Genomic DNA, 14,526 nt, shown 5'->3' with positions numbered 1-14,526 from the left:
ATGGTTGAAATCGAAATCGACGGCAAGAAGGTCGAGGTCGCCGAAGGCAGCATGGTGATGCATGCGGCCGAGAAGGCGGGGATCTACGTTCCGCACTTCTGCTACCACAAGAAGCTCTCCATTGCGGCCAACTGCCGCATGTGCCTGGTTGACGTGGAGAAGGCGCCCAAGCCCATGCCGGCCTGCGCGACACCGGTCACGCAGGGCATGATCGTGCGCACCAAGAGCGACAAGGCCATCAAGGCCCAGCAGGGCGTGATGGAGTTCCTGCTCATCAATCACCCCCTCGACTGCCCGATCTGCGACCAGGGCGGCGAATGCCAGTTGCAGGACCTCGCGGTCGGCTACGGCGGCTCTTCCTCGCGCTACACCGAGGAAAAGCGCGTCGTGATGCCGAAGGAGGTGAGCCCGCTGCTGTCGCTCGCCGAGATGACGCGCTGCATCCACTGCACCCGCTGCGTGCGCTTCGGCCAGGAGATCGCCGGGGTGATGGAACTCGGCATGATCAACCGCGGCGAGCACTCGGAGATCACGACCTTCATCAACGGCACGGTCGATTCGGAGCTTTCCGGCAACATGATCGACTTGTGCCCGGTCGGCGCCATCACCAGCAAGCCGTTCCGCTACTCGGCCCGGACTTGGGAGCTCTCTCGTCGCAAGTCGGTGAGCCCGCACGACTCCACCGGTGCGAACTTGATCGTGCAGGTCAAGGGCAGCAAGGTGATGCGCGTCGTTCCGTACGAGAACGAGGAGGTCAACGAGTGCTGGCTGGCCGACCGTGACCGCTTCTCCTACGAGGCGCTCAACAGCGACGAGCGACTGACGGCGCCCATGCTGAAACAGGGCGGTCAATGGAAGGCCGTGGACTGGCAGACTGCGCTGGAGTACGTGGCCCACGGTCTCCAACAGATCAAGGCCCAGCACGGCGCCAAGGCGATCGGCGCGCTGGTCACGCCGCACAGCACGCTCGAGGAGCTGCATCTGCTCGCTCGCCTGGTGCGCGGGTTGGGCAGCGAGAACATCGACTTCCGCACCCGCCACGCCGAGTTCGAAGACACGGCGGCGGTGCGCTGGCTCGGCATGCCGATCGCGGCATTGTCGACGCTGCAGCGGGCGCTGGTGGTGGGCTCGTTCCTGCGCAAGGACCATCCGCTCTTTGCCCAGCGGCTGCGACAGGCCGCCAAGCACGGTGCCCAGATTCACGCGCTGCATGCGGTCGAAGACGACTGGCTGATGCCCTTGGCCAGCCGCACGACGGTGGCGCCCAGCCGTTGGCCCCAAGCGCTGGCGGCCATCGCTGCGGCCGTCGCGACCGAGCGCGGGGTGCCCGCGCCTGTGGAGGCGCAGGCCGACGACGTGGCGCGCACGGTGGCCAAGTCGCTGCTCGGCGGCGAGCGCAAGGCGATCCTGCTCGGCAATGCCGCCGCCCAGCATCCGCAGGCTTCCGCGTTGCTCGGCTTGGCGAACTGGATTGCCGAGCAAACCGGCGCCCAGGTGGGCTACTTGACCGAGGCAGCCAACACGGTGGGCGCGCAACTGGCGGGCGCCCGCCCGGGCCCCGGCGGGCTCCATGCGGGCCAGATGCTGTCGCAGCCGCTGCGAGCCTACTTGCTGCTCAACGTCGAGCCCGAACTCGATGCGGCGAATCCCGCCCAGGCCCTGCAGGCGGTGCAAGGGGCCGAGATGGTGGTCGCCATGACGGCGTTCCGCACCCGCGCGGTCGAGTATGCCGACGTGCTGTTGCCCATCGCGCCGTTCTCGGAGACATCCGGCACCTTCGTCAATGCCGAGGGGCGCGTGCAGAGCTTCTACGGCGTCGTCAGGCCCCAGGGCGAGACCCGTCCCGCCTGGAAGGTGCTGCGCGTGCTCGGCACGATGATGGGGCTGGAGGGCTTCGGTTTCGAAACCTCGGAGGAAGTGCGGGCCCAGGCGCTCGGCGACCCCGAACAACTGGCCCATCGCCTGGACAACCGAGCGCCGCTCAAGCCGTTCGCGGCCGCGCCGGCGGCTGGCGGGCTGGAGCGCGTCGCCGAAGTGCCGATCTATTCGGCCGACGCCATCGTGCGCCGGGCGCACTCGTTGCAACTGACCCGTGACGCGTTGCCCCCGGTGGCCGCGTTGCCGGCCGACTTGTGGCAGCGCCTCGGCTTGCGCGACGGCGATGCCGTGCGCCTCGTGCAGGGCAATGCCTCGGCCGTGCTGCCGGCGCGCCTGGAGCCCGGCTTGGCAGCCGGTTGTGTGCGCGTGCCCGCCGGGCATCCCGCCACGGCGGGGCTCGGCGCCATGTTCGGACCGATCGACGTGACCAAGGCTTGAGCGAGGACGCCACATCATGCTCGACACCCTGACCACCTACGGACAGAGCACGCTGGGCCCGGCCTGGCCGGTCGTCTGGAACCTCATCAAGATCGTGGCGCTGGTCCTGCCGCTGATGATCTGCGTCGCCTACCTGACCCTGTGGGAGCGCAAGGCCATCGGCTGGACGCAGGTGCGCCCCGGCCCCAACCGGGTCGGCCCCGCCGGCTTGCTGCAACCGATCGCCGATGCGGTCAAGCTGATCTTCAAGGAGATCATCGCGCCGACCGCGGCCAGCAAGGGTCTGTTCTTCCTCGCGCCGGTGATGACCATCATGCCCGCCCTCGCGGCGTGGGTGGTCGTCCCCTTCGGTCCCGAGGTGGCGCTGGCCAACATCAATGCGGGCCTGCTGTTCCTGATGGCCATCACCTCGCTGGAGGTCTACGGCGTCATCATCGCCGGCTGGGCGTCCAACTCGAAGTACGCCTTCCTCGGCGCGCTGCGGGCCTCCGCGCAGATGGTCTCCTACGAGATCGCGATGGGCTTCGCCTTCGTGGTCGTGCTGATGGTGGCCGGCAGCCTCAACATGACCGACATCGTGCTCTCGCAGGACCGGGGCTGGTTCGCGGACCGGGGCCTGAACTTCCTGTCCTGGAACTGGCTGCCCCTGCTGCCGATCTTCTTCGTCTACTTCATCGCCGGCATCGCGGAGACCAACCGTCATCCGTTCGACGTGGTCGAGGGCGAGTCGGAGATCGTCGCTGGCCACATGATCGAGTATTCGGGCATGGCCTTCGCGATGTTCTTCCTGGCCGAGTACGCCAACATGATCCTGGTGTCGGCCCTCGCGTCGATCATGTTCCTCGGGGGGTGGCTGCCGCCGATCGACAGCGCGCTGTTCAACTGGATCCCCGGCTGGATCTGGCTGGGCCTGAAGACTTTCGTGCTCGTCACCGTCTTCCTGTGGGTGCGGGCCACCTTCCCGCGCTTCCGCTACGACCAGATCATGCGCCTGGGGTGGAAGATCTTCATCCCGGTCACGCTGGTGTGGCTGGTGGTGGTCGGCCTGTGGATCCAGTCGCCCTGGAACATCTGGAAGTGATCCGCACCGTCTGAGAGGCTTACGAGATGTCTGCCGTCGCATCCATCAAGCAGTTCTTCAACAGCTTCATGCTGACGGAACTGTTCAAGGGGTTGGCCCTCACCGGCCGCCACTTCCTGTCTCCGCACATCACGGTGCAGTTCCCGGAGGAGAAGACTCCGCTGTCGCCTCGCTTCCGCGGCTTGCACGCGCTGCGCCGGTACGACAACGGTGAGGAGCGTTGCATCGCCTGCAAGCTGTGCGAGGCGGTCTGCCCGGCCTACGCCATCACCATCGAATCGGACGTGCGCGCCGACGGTACGCGCCGGACCACGCGCTACGACATCGACCTGACCAAGTGCATCTTCTGCGGCTTCTGCGAGGAAAGCTGCCCCGTCGATTCGATCGTCGAGACGCACATCTTCGAGTACCACGGCGAGAAGCGCGGAGACCTGTACTTCACGAAGGAGATGCTGCTGGCGATCGGCGACCGCTACGAGAAGGAGATCGCGGCCAGCAAGGCGGCCGACGCCAAGTACCGCTGAGCGCCCGGTGCGCCGACCGGCCGCCGCCGAGCGGCCCGACAACCCGAGAAAGACATGGATACCAAGACCGCGCTGTTCTATGTGTTCTCCGCGATCCTGCTGTTCGCAGGCTTTCGCGTGATCACCGCCCGCAGCACCGTGCATGCGGCGCTGTTCCTCGTGCTCGCGTTCTTCAATGCCGCGTGTGTGTGGATGCTGCTCAAGGCCGAGTTCCTCGCCATTTCGCTCGTGCTGGTCTACGTCGGCGCTGTGATGGTGCTGTTCCTCTTCGTCGTCATGATGCTCGATTTCAACGTGGACGCACTGCGACAGGGGTTTTGGAAGCACTTCCCGCTGGCCGGTCTGATCGGCGTCGTCATCGCGCTCGAGATGGCCGTGGTGCTCCTCGGCGGCTTCCGGCTGAGCGACGCTCCGCAGCTCACGCCTGAGCAGGCCCAGCTCGGCAACACCAAGCTCCTCGGTATCGAGATCTACACCCAGTACCTTTATCCCCTGCAGATCGCCGCGGTGCTGCTGCTGGTGGCCATCATCGCGGCCATCGCGCTGACCATGCGCAAGCGCAAGGACTCCCGCTATGTGGATCCGGCGGTGCAGATCCGGGTGCGCAAGGCCGACCGGCTGCGCGTCGTGAGGATGCCGGCCGAGACCGCTGCCGCTGGCGCCGCGCCCGCCACGACTCCGAATTCCTCGGCCGGAGGCCAAGCATGACGCTCACCCTGGGACACTATCTGTCGCTCGGCGCCATCCTGTTCGCGATGGCGGTGATCGGGATCTTCCTGAACCGGCGCAACCTGATCGTGCTGCTGATGGCGATCGAGCTGATGCTGCTCGCCGTCAACCTGAACTTCGTCGCCTTCTCGCACTACCTGGGCGACATGTCGGGACAGGTGTTCGTGTTCTTCATCTTGACGGTGGCGGCTGCCGAGTCTGCGATCGGCCTGGCCATTCTGGTCGTGCTGTTCCGCAACCGCTCCACGATCAACGTCGACGAGCTGGACGCACTCAAGGGCTGAGCCGAGCAGGCACAACAACATGGCAGAACTCTCTCAGAACATGCTGGTCGCGGTGCCGCTGGCACCGCTGGTGGGGGCGATCGTCGCGGGCTTGTTCGGCAAGTACGTCGGCCGGCGAGGGGCGCACGCGATCACGATCCTGGGCGTGCTGGTGTCGTTCATCATCTCGGCGATGGTGCTCAAGGCCGTCGCCGTGGATGGCGCGCGCTTCAACGCCACCGTGTACGAGTGGATGACGGTCGGTGGCCTCAAGATGGAGGTCGGCTTCCTGATCGACGGGCTGTCCGCGATGATGATGTGCGTGGTCACGTTCGTGTCGTTGATGGTGCACATCTACACCATCGGCTACATGGAGGACGACCCCGGCTACCAGCGCTTCTTCGCCTACATCTCGCTGTTCACGTTCTCGATGCTCATGCTCGTCATGAGCAACAACTTCCTGCAGCTGTTCTTCGGCTGGGAGGCGGTGGGCCTGGTCTCCTACCTGCTGATCGGGTTCTGGTACACACGCCCGAGCGCGATCTTCGCCAACCTCAAGGCCTTCCTCGTCAACCGGGTGGGCGACTTCGGCTTCATTCTGGGCATCGGCCTGATCGCCGCGTACGCGGGCACGCTCAACTACGGCGAGACGTTCGCCAAGGCGGGCCAGCTCGGCAGCCTCACGTTCCCGGGTACCGACTGGATGCTGATCACCGTCATCTGCATCTGTCTGTTCATCGGGGCGATGGGCAAGTCGGCCCAGTTCCCGCTGCACGTGTGGCTGCCCGACTCCATGGAAGGCCCGACGCCCATCTCTGCGCTCATCCACGCGGCGACGATGGTGACGGCCGGCATCTTCATGGTCGCACGCATGTCGCCGCTGTACGAGCTGTCGGACACGGCGCTCAACTTCGTGCTGGTGATCGGCGCGATCACGGCGCTCTTCATGGGCTTCCTCGGGATCATCCAGAACGACATCAAGCGCGTCGTCGCGTACTCGACGCTTTCTCAGCTCGGCTACATGACGGTGGCCCTCGGCGTGTCCGCCTACTCGGTGGCGGTGTTCCACCTGATGACGCACGCGTTCTTCAAGGCGTTGCTGTTCCTCGCGGCGGGCTCGGTGATCATCGGCATGCACCATGACCAGGACATCCGGAACATGGGTGGCCTGCGCAAGTACATGCCCATCACCTGGATCACCTCGTTGATTGGCTCGCTCGCGCTGATCGGCACGCCGTTCTTCTCTGGCTTCTATTCGAAGGACTCGATCATCGAGGCCGTCCACGCCAGTCATCTGCCCGGGGCGGGGTTCGCGTACTTCGCGGTGGTGGTCGGCGTCTTCGTCACGGCCTTCTACTCGTTCCGCATGTACTTCCTGGTCTTCCATGGCCAGGAGCGGTTCCACCACAAGCCGTTCCCGCCGGCCGACGACCACGGCCACCACGGCGAGGAGGATCACACGCCGCACGAGTCGCCCTGGGTCGTCACCGCCCCGCTGCTGCTGCTGGCGGCGCCCTCGGTGTTCATCGGTTTCCTGACGATCCAGCCGATGCTCTTCGGCGACTTCCTGAAGGACGCCATCTTCGTGGACGCGGCCAAGCACCCCGCCATGGCCGAGTTGGCCGAGAACTTCCACGGTGCGGTGGCGATGGCTCTGCACGGCTTGACGCTGCCCCCGTTCTGGTTGGCCTTGGCCGGCGTCGTGGTCGCCTACGTCTTCTACATGAAGAAGCCCGAGATTCCGGCCCTGCTGCGCCAACGGCTGGGCTGGCTCGTCCGCATCATGGAAAACAAGTACTACATGGATTGGATCAACGAGAACGTCTTTGCCGCGGGTGCGCGCCTGCTCGGACGGGGCCTCTGGAAGGGCGGCGACGTCGGGCTCATCGATGGGCTCGTGGTCAACGGCTCGGCCCGCGTGGTGGGTTGGGCGGCGTCAGTGGTGCGCCTGTTCCAGTCGGGCTACATCTATCACTACGCGCTGGTCATGATCGTTGGCATCTTCGCCCTGACGACTTGGCAACTGTGGCCGTACCTGCGGACGTTCCTGCAGGGCTTTCTGATCCGCTGAGCGAGGGGCATACCAAATGAGTCTGCTGAGCCTCGCCATCTGGACCCCGATCGTCTTCGGGGTGGTCCTGCTTGCCCTGGGTCGCGACCAGTACGCCGGCGCGGTGCGTTGGCTGGCCCTCGTCGGGGCTGTGGTCGGCTTCCTGCTCACGCTGCCGATCATCGCGGGATTCGACACGAGCACTGCGGCCATGCAGTTCGTCGAGAACCTCTCGTGGATCGAGCGGTTCAACGTGCGCTACCACCTGGGCGTGGACGGCTTGTCCGTCTGGTTCGTGGTGCTGACCGCCTTCATCACCGTGATCGTGGTCATCGCCGGCTGGGAGGTCATCACGGAGCGCGTCAACCAGTACATGGGTGCGTTCCTGATCCTCTCCGGTCTGATGATCGGCGTGTTCGCGGCGCTCGACGGGTTGCTGTTCTACGTGTTCTTCGAGGCGACCCTGATCCCGATGTACATCATCATCGGCATCTGGGGCGGTCCGCGGCGCGTGTATGCGGCCTTCAAGTTCTTCCTGTATACGCTGCTCGGCTCGCTGCTGATGCTGGTGGCGCTCGTCTACCTGTACTACAAGTCGGGCGGCAGCTTCGACATCCTGACGTGGCACAAGCTGCCGTTGCCGCTGGGGGCGCAGGAATTGCTCTTCTGGGCCTTCTTCCTTGCGTTCGCGGTCAAAGTGCCGATGTGGCCGGTGCACACCTGGCTGCCCGATGCGCACGTGGAGGCACCCACCGGTGGCTCGGTGGTGCTGGCCGCGATCATGCTGAAGCTCGGGGCCTACGGCTTCCTACGCTTCTCGCTGCCGATCACACCGGATGCGAGCCGCGAGATGACGTGGATCATCGTGGCTCTGTCGCTCGTGGCCGTCGTGTACATCGGCCTGGTGGCACTGGTGCAGCAGGACATGAAGAAGCTGGTGGCCTACTCGTCGATCGCCCACATGGGCTTCGTGACGCTCGGCTTCTTCCTCTTCAACGAACTCGGTGTCGCCGGCGGCATCGTGCAGATGATTTCGCACGGTTTCGTCTCCGGCGCGATGTTCCTGTGCATCGGCGTGCTGTACGACCGTGTCCATTCGCGGGAGATCGCAGCCTACGGCGGGGTGGTGAACACCATGCCCAAGTTCGCGGCGTTCGCGGTGCTGTTTGCGATGGCCAACTGCGGCCTGCCGGGCACGAGCGGGTTCGTCGGCGAATGGATGGTGATCCTGGCGACCGTCAAGGTGAACTTCTGGCTGGGCGCGCTGGCCGCCACGACGCTGATTTTCGGTGCCGCGTACACGCTGTGGATGGTCAAGCGCGTGTACTTCGGTGCCATTGCCAACTCGAACGTGCGAGAGCTGCTCGATCTCAACAAGCGCGAGTTCGTCATGCTGGCGCTCCTCGCCCTTGCGGTGTTGTGGATGGGCCTGTATCCGAAACCCTTTACCGACGTCATGCAGCAGTCGGTGGTGAACCTGCTGCAGCACGTGGCGCAGAGCAAGCTGAACTGACGAGGCCAACTCGATGAACGACATGAACTGGCTCGCCATCTATCCGGAGATCACGCTGCTCGCGCTCACCTGCGTGATCGCGATCGTGGATCTGTTCGTGACAGATCCGCGCCGCACCGTGACGTACCTGCTGACGCTGGCCACGCTGGTCATCGTCGGCGTGATGCAGGCCGGCTACGTGGCCGACAGCCTGACCGTGTACGCGATGCAGCGCATGGTCGTGAGCGACCCGATGGGCAACCTGCTGGAGCTGTTCGCCACCGTCGCAACGCTCCTGTCGCTCGTGTATGCGCGCACCTATGCGGCCGACCGCGGCATCTGGAAGGGCGAGCTCTTCACGCTGAGCTTGTTCTCGCTGCTGGGCATCATGGTGATGACCTCGGCCAACAACTTCCTCGTCATCTACCTCGGCCTCGAACTGATGTCCTTGCCGCTCTATGCGCTGGCGGCGCTGCGGCGTGACGACCTCACCGCGACCGAGGCGGCGATGAAGTACTTCGTGCTCGGCTCGCTCGCCAGCGGCTTCCTGCTGTACGGCCTTTCGATGATGTACGGCGCCACCGGCTCGTTGGACATCGGCGAGGTGTTCCGCGCGATCGGCACGGGCCAGATCAACGAGCAGGTGCTGGTGTTCGGCATCGTCTTCGTGGTGGCGGGTCTGGCGTTCAAGCTGGCGGCGGTTCCGTTCCACATGTGGGTGCCGGACGTCTACCAGGGCGCGCCGACGGCCATCACACTGCTCATCGCCGGTGCCCCGCAGCTGGGCGGCTTCGCGATGGCGATCCGGCTGCTCGTGGAGGGGATGCTGGGGCTGGCGGTGGATTGGCAGCAGATGCTCATTGTGCTGGCGGTCGCCTCGCTCGCGGTGGGCAACCTCGCCGCCATCGCCCAGTCCAACCTCAAACGCATGCTGGCGTACTCGACCATCGGTCAGATGGGCTTCATGCTGCTGGGCCTGGCCTGCGGCGTGGTGAAGGGCAACACGCTGTCGGCCGGCAATGCCTACAGCTCGGCGATGTTCTATGCGATCACCTACGTGATCACGACGCTCGGCACCTTCGGCCTCATCGCGCTGCTGGCGCGCGAGGGCCACGAGGCCGAGCAGATCGACGACCTCAAGGGGCTGAACCGCCGCAGCCCCTGGTATGCCGCCGTGATGGCGATCTTCATGTTCTCGCTGGCGGGCATTCCTCCGACGGTGGGTTTCTACGCCAAGCTGGCCGTGCTCCAGGCGCTGGTGTCCACCAACGAGGCGCTCTACGTCTGGCTGGCGGTCATCGCCGTGCTGCTTTCGCTGGTGGCGGCGTTCTACTACCTGCGCGTGGTGAAGGTGATGTACTTCGACGAGGCGGTCGACATGTCTCCGATCCGGGCGGGCACCGACGCCCGGGCGCTGCTGTCGCTCAACGGTCTGGCGGTGCTGGTGTTGGGCCTGCTGCCCGGTGGCTTGATGGCGCTGTGCGCCCAGGCCATCTCCAAAGCGCTGGCCGGCTGACGCAGTGGATCAGACGGCCTCGGTCTGGCTGGTGCTGCTGGTGGCGGCGATCGCTGCCAACCTGCCGTTCGTCAACGAACGCCTGTTCGTCATCGGTCCGCGGCGCGAGCGCAAGTCGCTCGGCTGGCGGGTGCTGGAGCTCGTGGTGGCGTTCGGCCTGACGTTGCTGGTCGGGTTCGCGCTGGAGGCGCGGCTCGGGCAGCGCCACGCGCAGGGCTGGGAGTTCTATGCCGTGTTCGCGAGCTTGTTCCTGACGCTCGCGTTTCCCGGCTTCGTGTGGCGCTACCTGCGACGCCACCGGGGGTGAGAACCGTCGTGGCGGCGACCTTCGATGACCCGCAGGATCCTGCGCTGCTCGAGAGGCGGCTGGAAAGTCGCACCGTGTATCAAGGGCATTTCCTGCAGGTGCGCCGTGACACCGTCGCGCTGCCCGACGGCCGCCATGCGGGGCGCGAGTACATCGTCCACCCCGGGGCAGTGGTGATCGTGCCCATCCTGGACGACGGGCGCCTGGTGCTCGAACGTCAGTACCGCTACCCGGTGGGGCGGGTGATGATCGAGTTCCCGGCCGGCAAGCTGGACGCGGGGGAGGCGCCACGACGTTGCGCCGAGCGCGAGCTGCGCGAAGATACGGGCTACCGGGCGCGGGAGTGGGCACGCGCCGGCGTCTTGCACAATGCCATCGCCTACTCGGACGAGGGGATCGAGATCTGGTTCGCCCGCGGGCTGGAGGCAGGATCGGCCGAGCTGGACGAGGGCGAGTTCGTCCAGGTGTTCACGGCGAGCGAGGCCGAGCTGGCGGGGTGGGTGCGAGACGGGCTCGTGACGGACGCCAAGACCCTCATCGGACTGCTGTGGTTGCAGCAATGGCGTCGTGGCGAGTGGGACTTGTCGTGGCAGCCCGCGGCCGGCGAAGCCCATCCTCGATAATCGCGGCCATGAAGGTGCTCAACCTGCAGTGCCGCCACGGGCACGCGTTCGAGGGGTGGTTCGGATCGGACGAGGATTTCCGTTTGCAGCAGGAGCGCGGGCTGCTGGAATGCCCCCTGTGCGCGGACACCGAGATCCAGAAGATGCCCAGTGCGCCGCGCCTCAACCTCTCCGGTGCGAAAGAGGAGGCGCCCGCCGCACCGGCCGAGACCCGGGCTTTGTCGCCGGAGGCTCAGACGCTGCAGGCGATGTGGCTGCGCGCGGTTCGGCATGTGATGGAGCACACCGAGGACGTGGGTGAGCGCTTCGCCGAGGAGGCGCGTCGCATCCACTACGGCGAGGCCGAGGCACGCAACATCCGAGGCCAGGCGAGCCGCGAAGACACCGAAGCCTTGCTCGAGGAGGGCATCGAGGTGTTGCCGCTGCCCGTGCCGGCCGCCCTCAAGGGGCCCGTGCAGTAGGCCGCGAGTCCGTTTTCCGCTCGCATCCGGCCGGTCGCGCCGACCCCGGCTGGGATCACACCCTCAGGACCCGACCGGGGTTGAGCAAGCCTTCGGGATCGAGCGCCTGCTTGATCGCCCGCATCAACCCGAGCGCCACGGGCGACTTGCGCGCTTCCAGTTCGTCGCGCTTGAGTGCGCCGATGCCGTGCTCGGCGGAAATCGAACCGCCGTGGCGCACGACGGCGTCGTACACGACGGCGTTGATCTCGTGCTCGTGCTCGCGCAGGAATGCGGCCGGATCGGCTCCCTCGGGCGCCTGGACGTTGTAGTGGAGATTGCCGTCGCCGAGGTGGCCGAAGTCCACCAGGCGGGCTCCCGGGAACCGGCGAGCGATCTCGGCGTCCGTCTCGGCGACGAATGCCGGGATGCGTGAGACGGGCACGGAGATGTCGTGCTTGATGTTGAGTCCCTCCTCGGCCTGGGCGAGGGGGATCGACTCGCGCAGATGCCACAGCTGGCGGGACTGCTCGATGCTCTCGGCGATCGCAGCGTCCTCGATGAGACCCTGTTCGAGCGCCGCCTCGAGCGTCGCCTCGAAAAGCGAGCGCGCATGCTCGGTCGACTCGGTGTCCGACTGCTCCAGCAGCACCGTCCATGCCGCGGGCGGCAGCGGACGGGGAATCTGCGGGAAGTGCTTGGCGACCAGTTCCAGCGAGAAGGCGTTCATCACCTCGAAACCGGTGAGCCCCGCACCCAAGCGGGCTTGGGTGAGTTGCAGCAGGTCGACGGCGGCCGCGAGGCTGGGCAGCGCGGCCAACGCGGTGAGCCGCGCCGCGGGCTGCGGGTAGAGCTTCAGGGTGGCGGCCGTGATGATGCCCAGGGTGCCTTCGCTGCCGATGAAGAGATGCCGCAGGTCGTAGCCGGTGTTGTCCTTGCGCAGGCCGGCCAGCCCCGACCAGATGTCGCCCGACGCGGTGACGACCTCCAGCCCGAGGCACAGCTCGCGCGCATTGCCGTAGCGCAGCACCTGCGTGCCGCCGGCGTTGGTCGCGAGGTTACCGCCGATGGTGCAACTGCCCTCGGCGGCCAGGCTCAGCGGCAGCAGCAGACCCTGCTGGGCGGCGGCTTCCTGTGCGGCTTGCAGCACGCAGCCGGCCTCCACGGTCATCGTGAGGTTGGCGGGGTCGATCGAGCGCACACGGTGGAGCCGCTGCAGGCTCAGTACGACCTGACGGCCGCTCGCATCCGGCACGGAGCCGCCGACCAGGCCGGTGTTGCCTCCCTGCGGCACGATGGAGGTGCGGTGAGCTGCGCATGCCCGCACCACGGCGGCGACTTCGTCGGTGGAGCCGGGCCGCACCACGGCGAGGGCCTTGCCGCGGTAGCGGCGGCGCCAATCGAGTTCGTAGGCGGTGAGGTCGCCTTCGGTCAGCACGTGGGCAGGGCCCACCGCGGCGCGCAGCGCCTCGAGCAGGGCAGGGGCGGAAGGAGGGATGTTCATGGGGCGACGGCAGACGGGGCAGGGGAACGCAGCCTGGTACGCACATGCCACGCGCAGGCCGCAAAAAGCAGGAGCGACAGCAGCGCTTCGACCAGGGCCAGCCACCGCACGGGGGAAGGTTCGGTCGTGGCACGCACCACGCCCTCGGCGAAGTAGAGCCACACGAGCAGGCTCGTCCAACGGTAGGTGTAGAGCCGGCGCTTGAGCAGGCCGGTCAAAGGCAGCGTCAGGGGCAGCACCTTGAGGGCCAGCATCGAGCCGCCCGGGCGCAGAGGCGCCCACCACAGCTCCCAGGCCAGGCCGAGCGCGACGAGGGCGAGCACGCTGCCCACTGCCAGCGCGCGGCTCGCATCGATGGAAGTCGCACGATCCATCTTTGGCATGATACCGGCCATGAATTTCCCCAAGGGACTGCCGCTCTCGTGGCGTGCGCGGGTGGCCGCCGGGCTCCAGGCCCTGCAGCAGTGGCCCTGGCTGCAGACGCTCAAGACGCTGCGCGAGCGATTCCGCGAGGACCGCCTGGGCGTGACGGCCAGCAGCCTGACCTTCACCACGACGATCGCGCTGGTACCGCTGTTCACGGTCACGCTGGCCGTCTTCACGGCGTTTCCGACGTTCGCGCGCTTCCAGGCTTCGCTCGAGAAGTACTTCGTCCAGAGCCTGGTGCCCGATGCGATCGCCAAGCCGGTGCTGCGCGCGTTGACCCAGTTTGCGGCCAATTCCAACCGGCTTGGCACCGTCGGCTTCATCATCCTGGTGCTGACCGCGCTGGCGTTGATGCTCACGATCGACCGCACGCTCAACGCCATCTGGCGGGTGCGCCAGCCACGGCCGCTCACGCAACGGGTCCTGATCTACTGGGCGGCGGCCACGCTTGGGCCACTGCTCGTGGGCATCAGCCTCACGCTCACCTCGTACGCGCTCACCGCTTCGCGTGGCTGGGTGGACGCGTTGCCGGGTGGGGTGAGCTTCCTGCTCAACGTCGTCGAGTTCTGTCTCTTTGCCGCAGCCGTGGCGGCGCTTTTCCGGTATGTGCCCAACACACACGTGCAGTGGCGGCACGCTCTGGCGGGCGGGTTCTTCGTGTCGGTCGGCTTCGAGGTGGCCAAGGCCGTGCTGGCGTGGTACGTGCGCAAGGTGCCGACCTACTCGGCCCTGTACGGCACGTTCGCCACGGTGCCCATCCTGCTCGTGTGGATCTACGCGGGGTGGGTCATCGTGCTGCTGGGCGCGGTGATTGCCGCTTACGCCCCCAGCCTGCAGATGCGCGTCGTGCGCCGGGCCGCGACGCCCGGGCACCAGTTCCATCTGGCGGTGCTGATCCTGCGCGAACTGGACTTGGCACGCCACCAGCCCATTCATGGGTGGCCGGCTGCCGCGCTGGCCGAGAGGCTGCGCACCGATCCTCTCCAGATCGAGCCGGTGCTGGAGACGCTCGTCGCGCTCGATTGGGTCGGGCGCCTCGAGGAGGAGGGGGCGGCTCGCTACGTGCTGCTGGCGGACCTCGACCTCACACTCGCACAGCCCCTCCTCGCGCAACTGCTGCTCGACCCCGTGCCGGGCCTGCGCGGCTTCTGGGAGCGGGCAGGCTTCGCCCGCATGACCTTGGCCGACGTGCTGCGGGCTTGAGGGGCCCAGGACCCCGGGGCCTCATATCTTTGCCCCCGGGGCCTACGCCCCA

General features: G+C 66.6%; 14 protein-coding genes. 12 read left to right on the top strand and 2 right to left on the bottom strand.

Annotated elements, in window-relative coordinates:
• The 11 genes from nuoG to OMP39_RS09765 are packed head-to-tail and all read left to right on the top strand — an operon-like array spanning position 1 to position 11,362.
• Complete coding sequence (nuoG, locus tag OMP39_RS09815; protein ID WP_264891545.1) at positions 1-2,316, top strand: NADH-quinone oxidoreductase subunit NuoG; 2,316 nt, start codon at positions 1-3, stop codon at positions 2,314-2,316.
• A 16-nt stretch (positions 2,317-2,332) separates the two neighbouring features.
• Entirely contained in the window at positions 2,333-3,397 is a 1,065-nt protein-coding gene (gene nuoH / locus OMP39_RS09810; RefSeq protein ID WP_264891544.1) for an NADH-quinone oxidoreductase subunit NuoH, read from the top strand.
• A gap of 26 nt (positions 3,398-3,423) precedes the next feature.
• Positions 3,424-3,921: an NADH-quinone oxidoreductase subunit NuoI gene (gene nuoI, locus OMP39_RS09805; RefSeq protein ID WP_264891543.1), complete on the top strand. Its 498-nt coding sequence runs from the start codon at positions 3,424-3,426 to the stop codon at positions 3,919-3,921.
• Between the two features lie 54 nt (positions 3,922-3,975).
• Positions 3,976-4,629: an NADH-quinone oxidoreductase subunit J gene (locus tag OMP39_RS09800; RefSeq protein WP_264891542.1), complete on the top strand. Its 654-nt coding sequence runs from the start codon at positions 3,976-3,978 to the stop codon at positions 4,627-4,629.
• Entirely contained in the window at positions 4,626-4,934 is a 309-nt protein-coding gene (nuoK, locus tag OMP39_RS09795; protein WP_264891541.1) for an NADH-quinone oxidoreductase subunit NuoK, read from the top strand. Before OMP39_RS09800 ends, nuoK begins: the two co-directional genes overlap by 4 nt.
• 19 nt (positions 4,935-4,953) lie before the next feature.
• Positions 4,954-6,984, top strand: a complete 2,031-nt coding sequence (nuoL, locus tag OMP39_RS09790) for an NADH-quinone oxidoreductase subunit L (protein ID WP_264891540.1) — start codon at positions 4,954-4,956, stop codon at positions 6,982-6,984.
• A 16-nt stretch (positions 6,985-7,000) separates the two neighbouring features.
• Positions 7,001-8,476: an NADH-quinone oxidoreductase subunit M gene (locus tag OMP39_RS09785; protein ID WP_264891539.1), complete on the top strand. Its 1,476-nt coding sequence runs from the start codon at positions 7,001-7,003 to the stop codon at positions 8,474-8,476.
• 13 nt (positions 8,477-8,489) lie between these two features.
• Positions 8,490-9,971 (top strand): NADH-quinone oxidoreductase subunit NuoN, encoded by a 1,482-nt coding sequence (gene nuoN, locus OMP39_RS09780; protein WP_264891538.1) that lies wholly within the window; start codon positions 8,490-8,492, stop codon positions 9,969-9,971.
• Between the two features lie 4 nt (positions 9,972-9,975).
• Positions 9,976-10,278: a DUF2818 family protein gene (locus OMP39_RS09775; protein WP_264891537.1), complete on the top strand. Its 303-nt coding sequence runs from the start codon at positions 9,976-9,978 to the stop codon at positions 10,276-10,278.
• Positions 10,275-10,901, top strand: a complete 627-nt coding sequence (locus OMP39_RS09770; RefSeq protein ID WP_425340623.1) for an NUDIX domain-containing protein — start codon at positions 10,275-10,277, stop codon at positions 10,899-10,901. The genes OMP39_RS09775 and OMP39_RS09770 overlap by 4 nt, the downstream gene beginning before the upstream one ends.
• An 8-nt stretch (positions 10,902-10,909) precedes the next feature.
• Positions 10,910-11,362 carry a DUF1178 family protein gene (locus OMP39_RS09765; RefSeq protein ID WP_264891536.1) on the top strand — a complete coding sequence of 151 codons (453 nt, stop codon included), beginning with the start codon at positions 10,910-10,912 and terminating at the stop codon, positions 11,360-11,362.
• A 55-nt stretch (positions 11,363-11,417) separates the two neighbouring features.
• Here OMP39_RS09765 and OMP39_RS09760 read toward each other — a convergent pair whose 3' ends face one another.
• Positions 11,418-12,845 (bottom strand): FAD-binding oxidoreductase, encoded by a 1,428-nt coding sequence (locus OMP39_RS09760; protein WP_264891535.1) that lies wholly within the window; start codon positions 12,843-12,845, stop codon positions 11,418-11,420.
• Positions 12,842-13,219, bottom strand: coding sequence for a DUF2069 domain-containing protein (locus tag OMP39_RS09755; protein ID WP_264891534.1), 378 nt, complete (start codon positions 13,217-13,219; stop codon positions 12,842-12,844). The genes OMP39_RS09760 and OMP39_RS09755 overlap by 4 nt, the downstream gene beginning before the upstream one ends.
• Positions 13,220-13,238: 19 nt before the next feature.
• Here OMP39_RS09755 and OMP39_RS09750 point away from each other — a divergent pair, with 19 nt between their 5' ends.
• The gene (locus OMP39_RS09750; protein WP_264891533.1) at positions 13,239-14,474 is read left to right on the top strand and encodes a YihY family inner membrane protein; all 1,236 of its coding nucleotides are present in this window, start codon (positions 13,239-13,241) and stop codon (positions 14,472-14,474) included.
• Positions 14,475-14,526 lie beyond the last annotated feature (52 nt).

The sequence above is a fragment of the Schlegelella aquatica genome, assembly GCF_026013905.1.
Classification (GTDB): domain Bacteria; phylum Pseudomonadota; class Gammaproteobacteria; order Burkholderiales; family Burkholderiaceae_C; genus Caldimonas; species Caldimonas aquatica.
The sequence above is the reverse complement of the archived record's forward strand: the minus strand, read 5'-3'. Positions and strand labels throughout refer to the sequence as shown.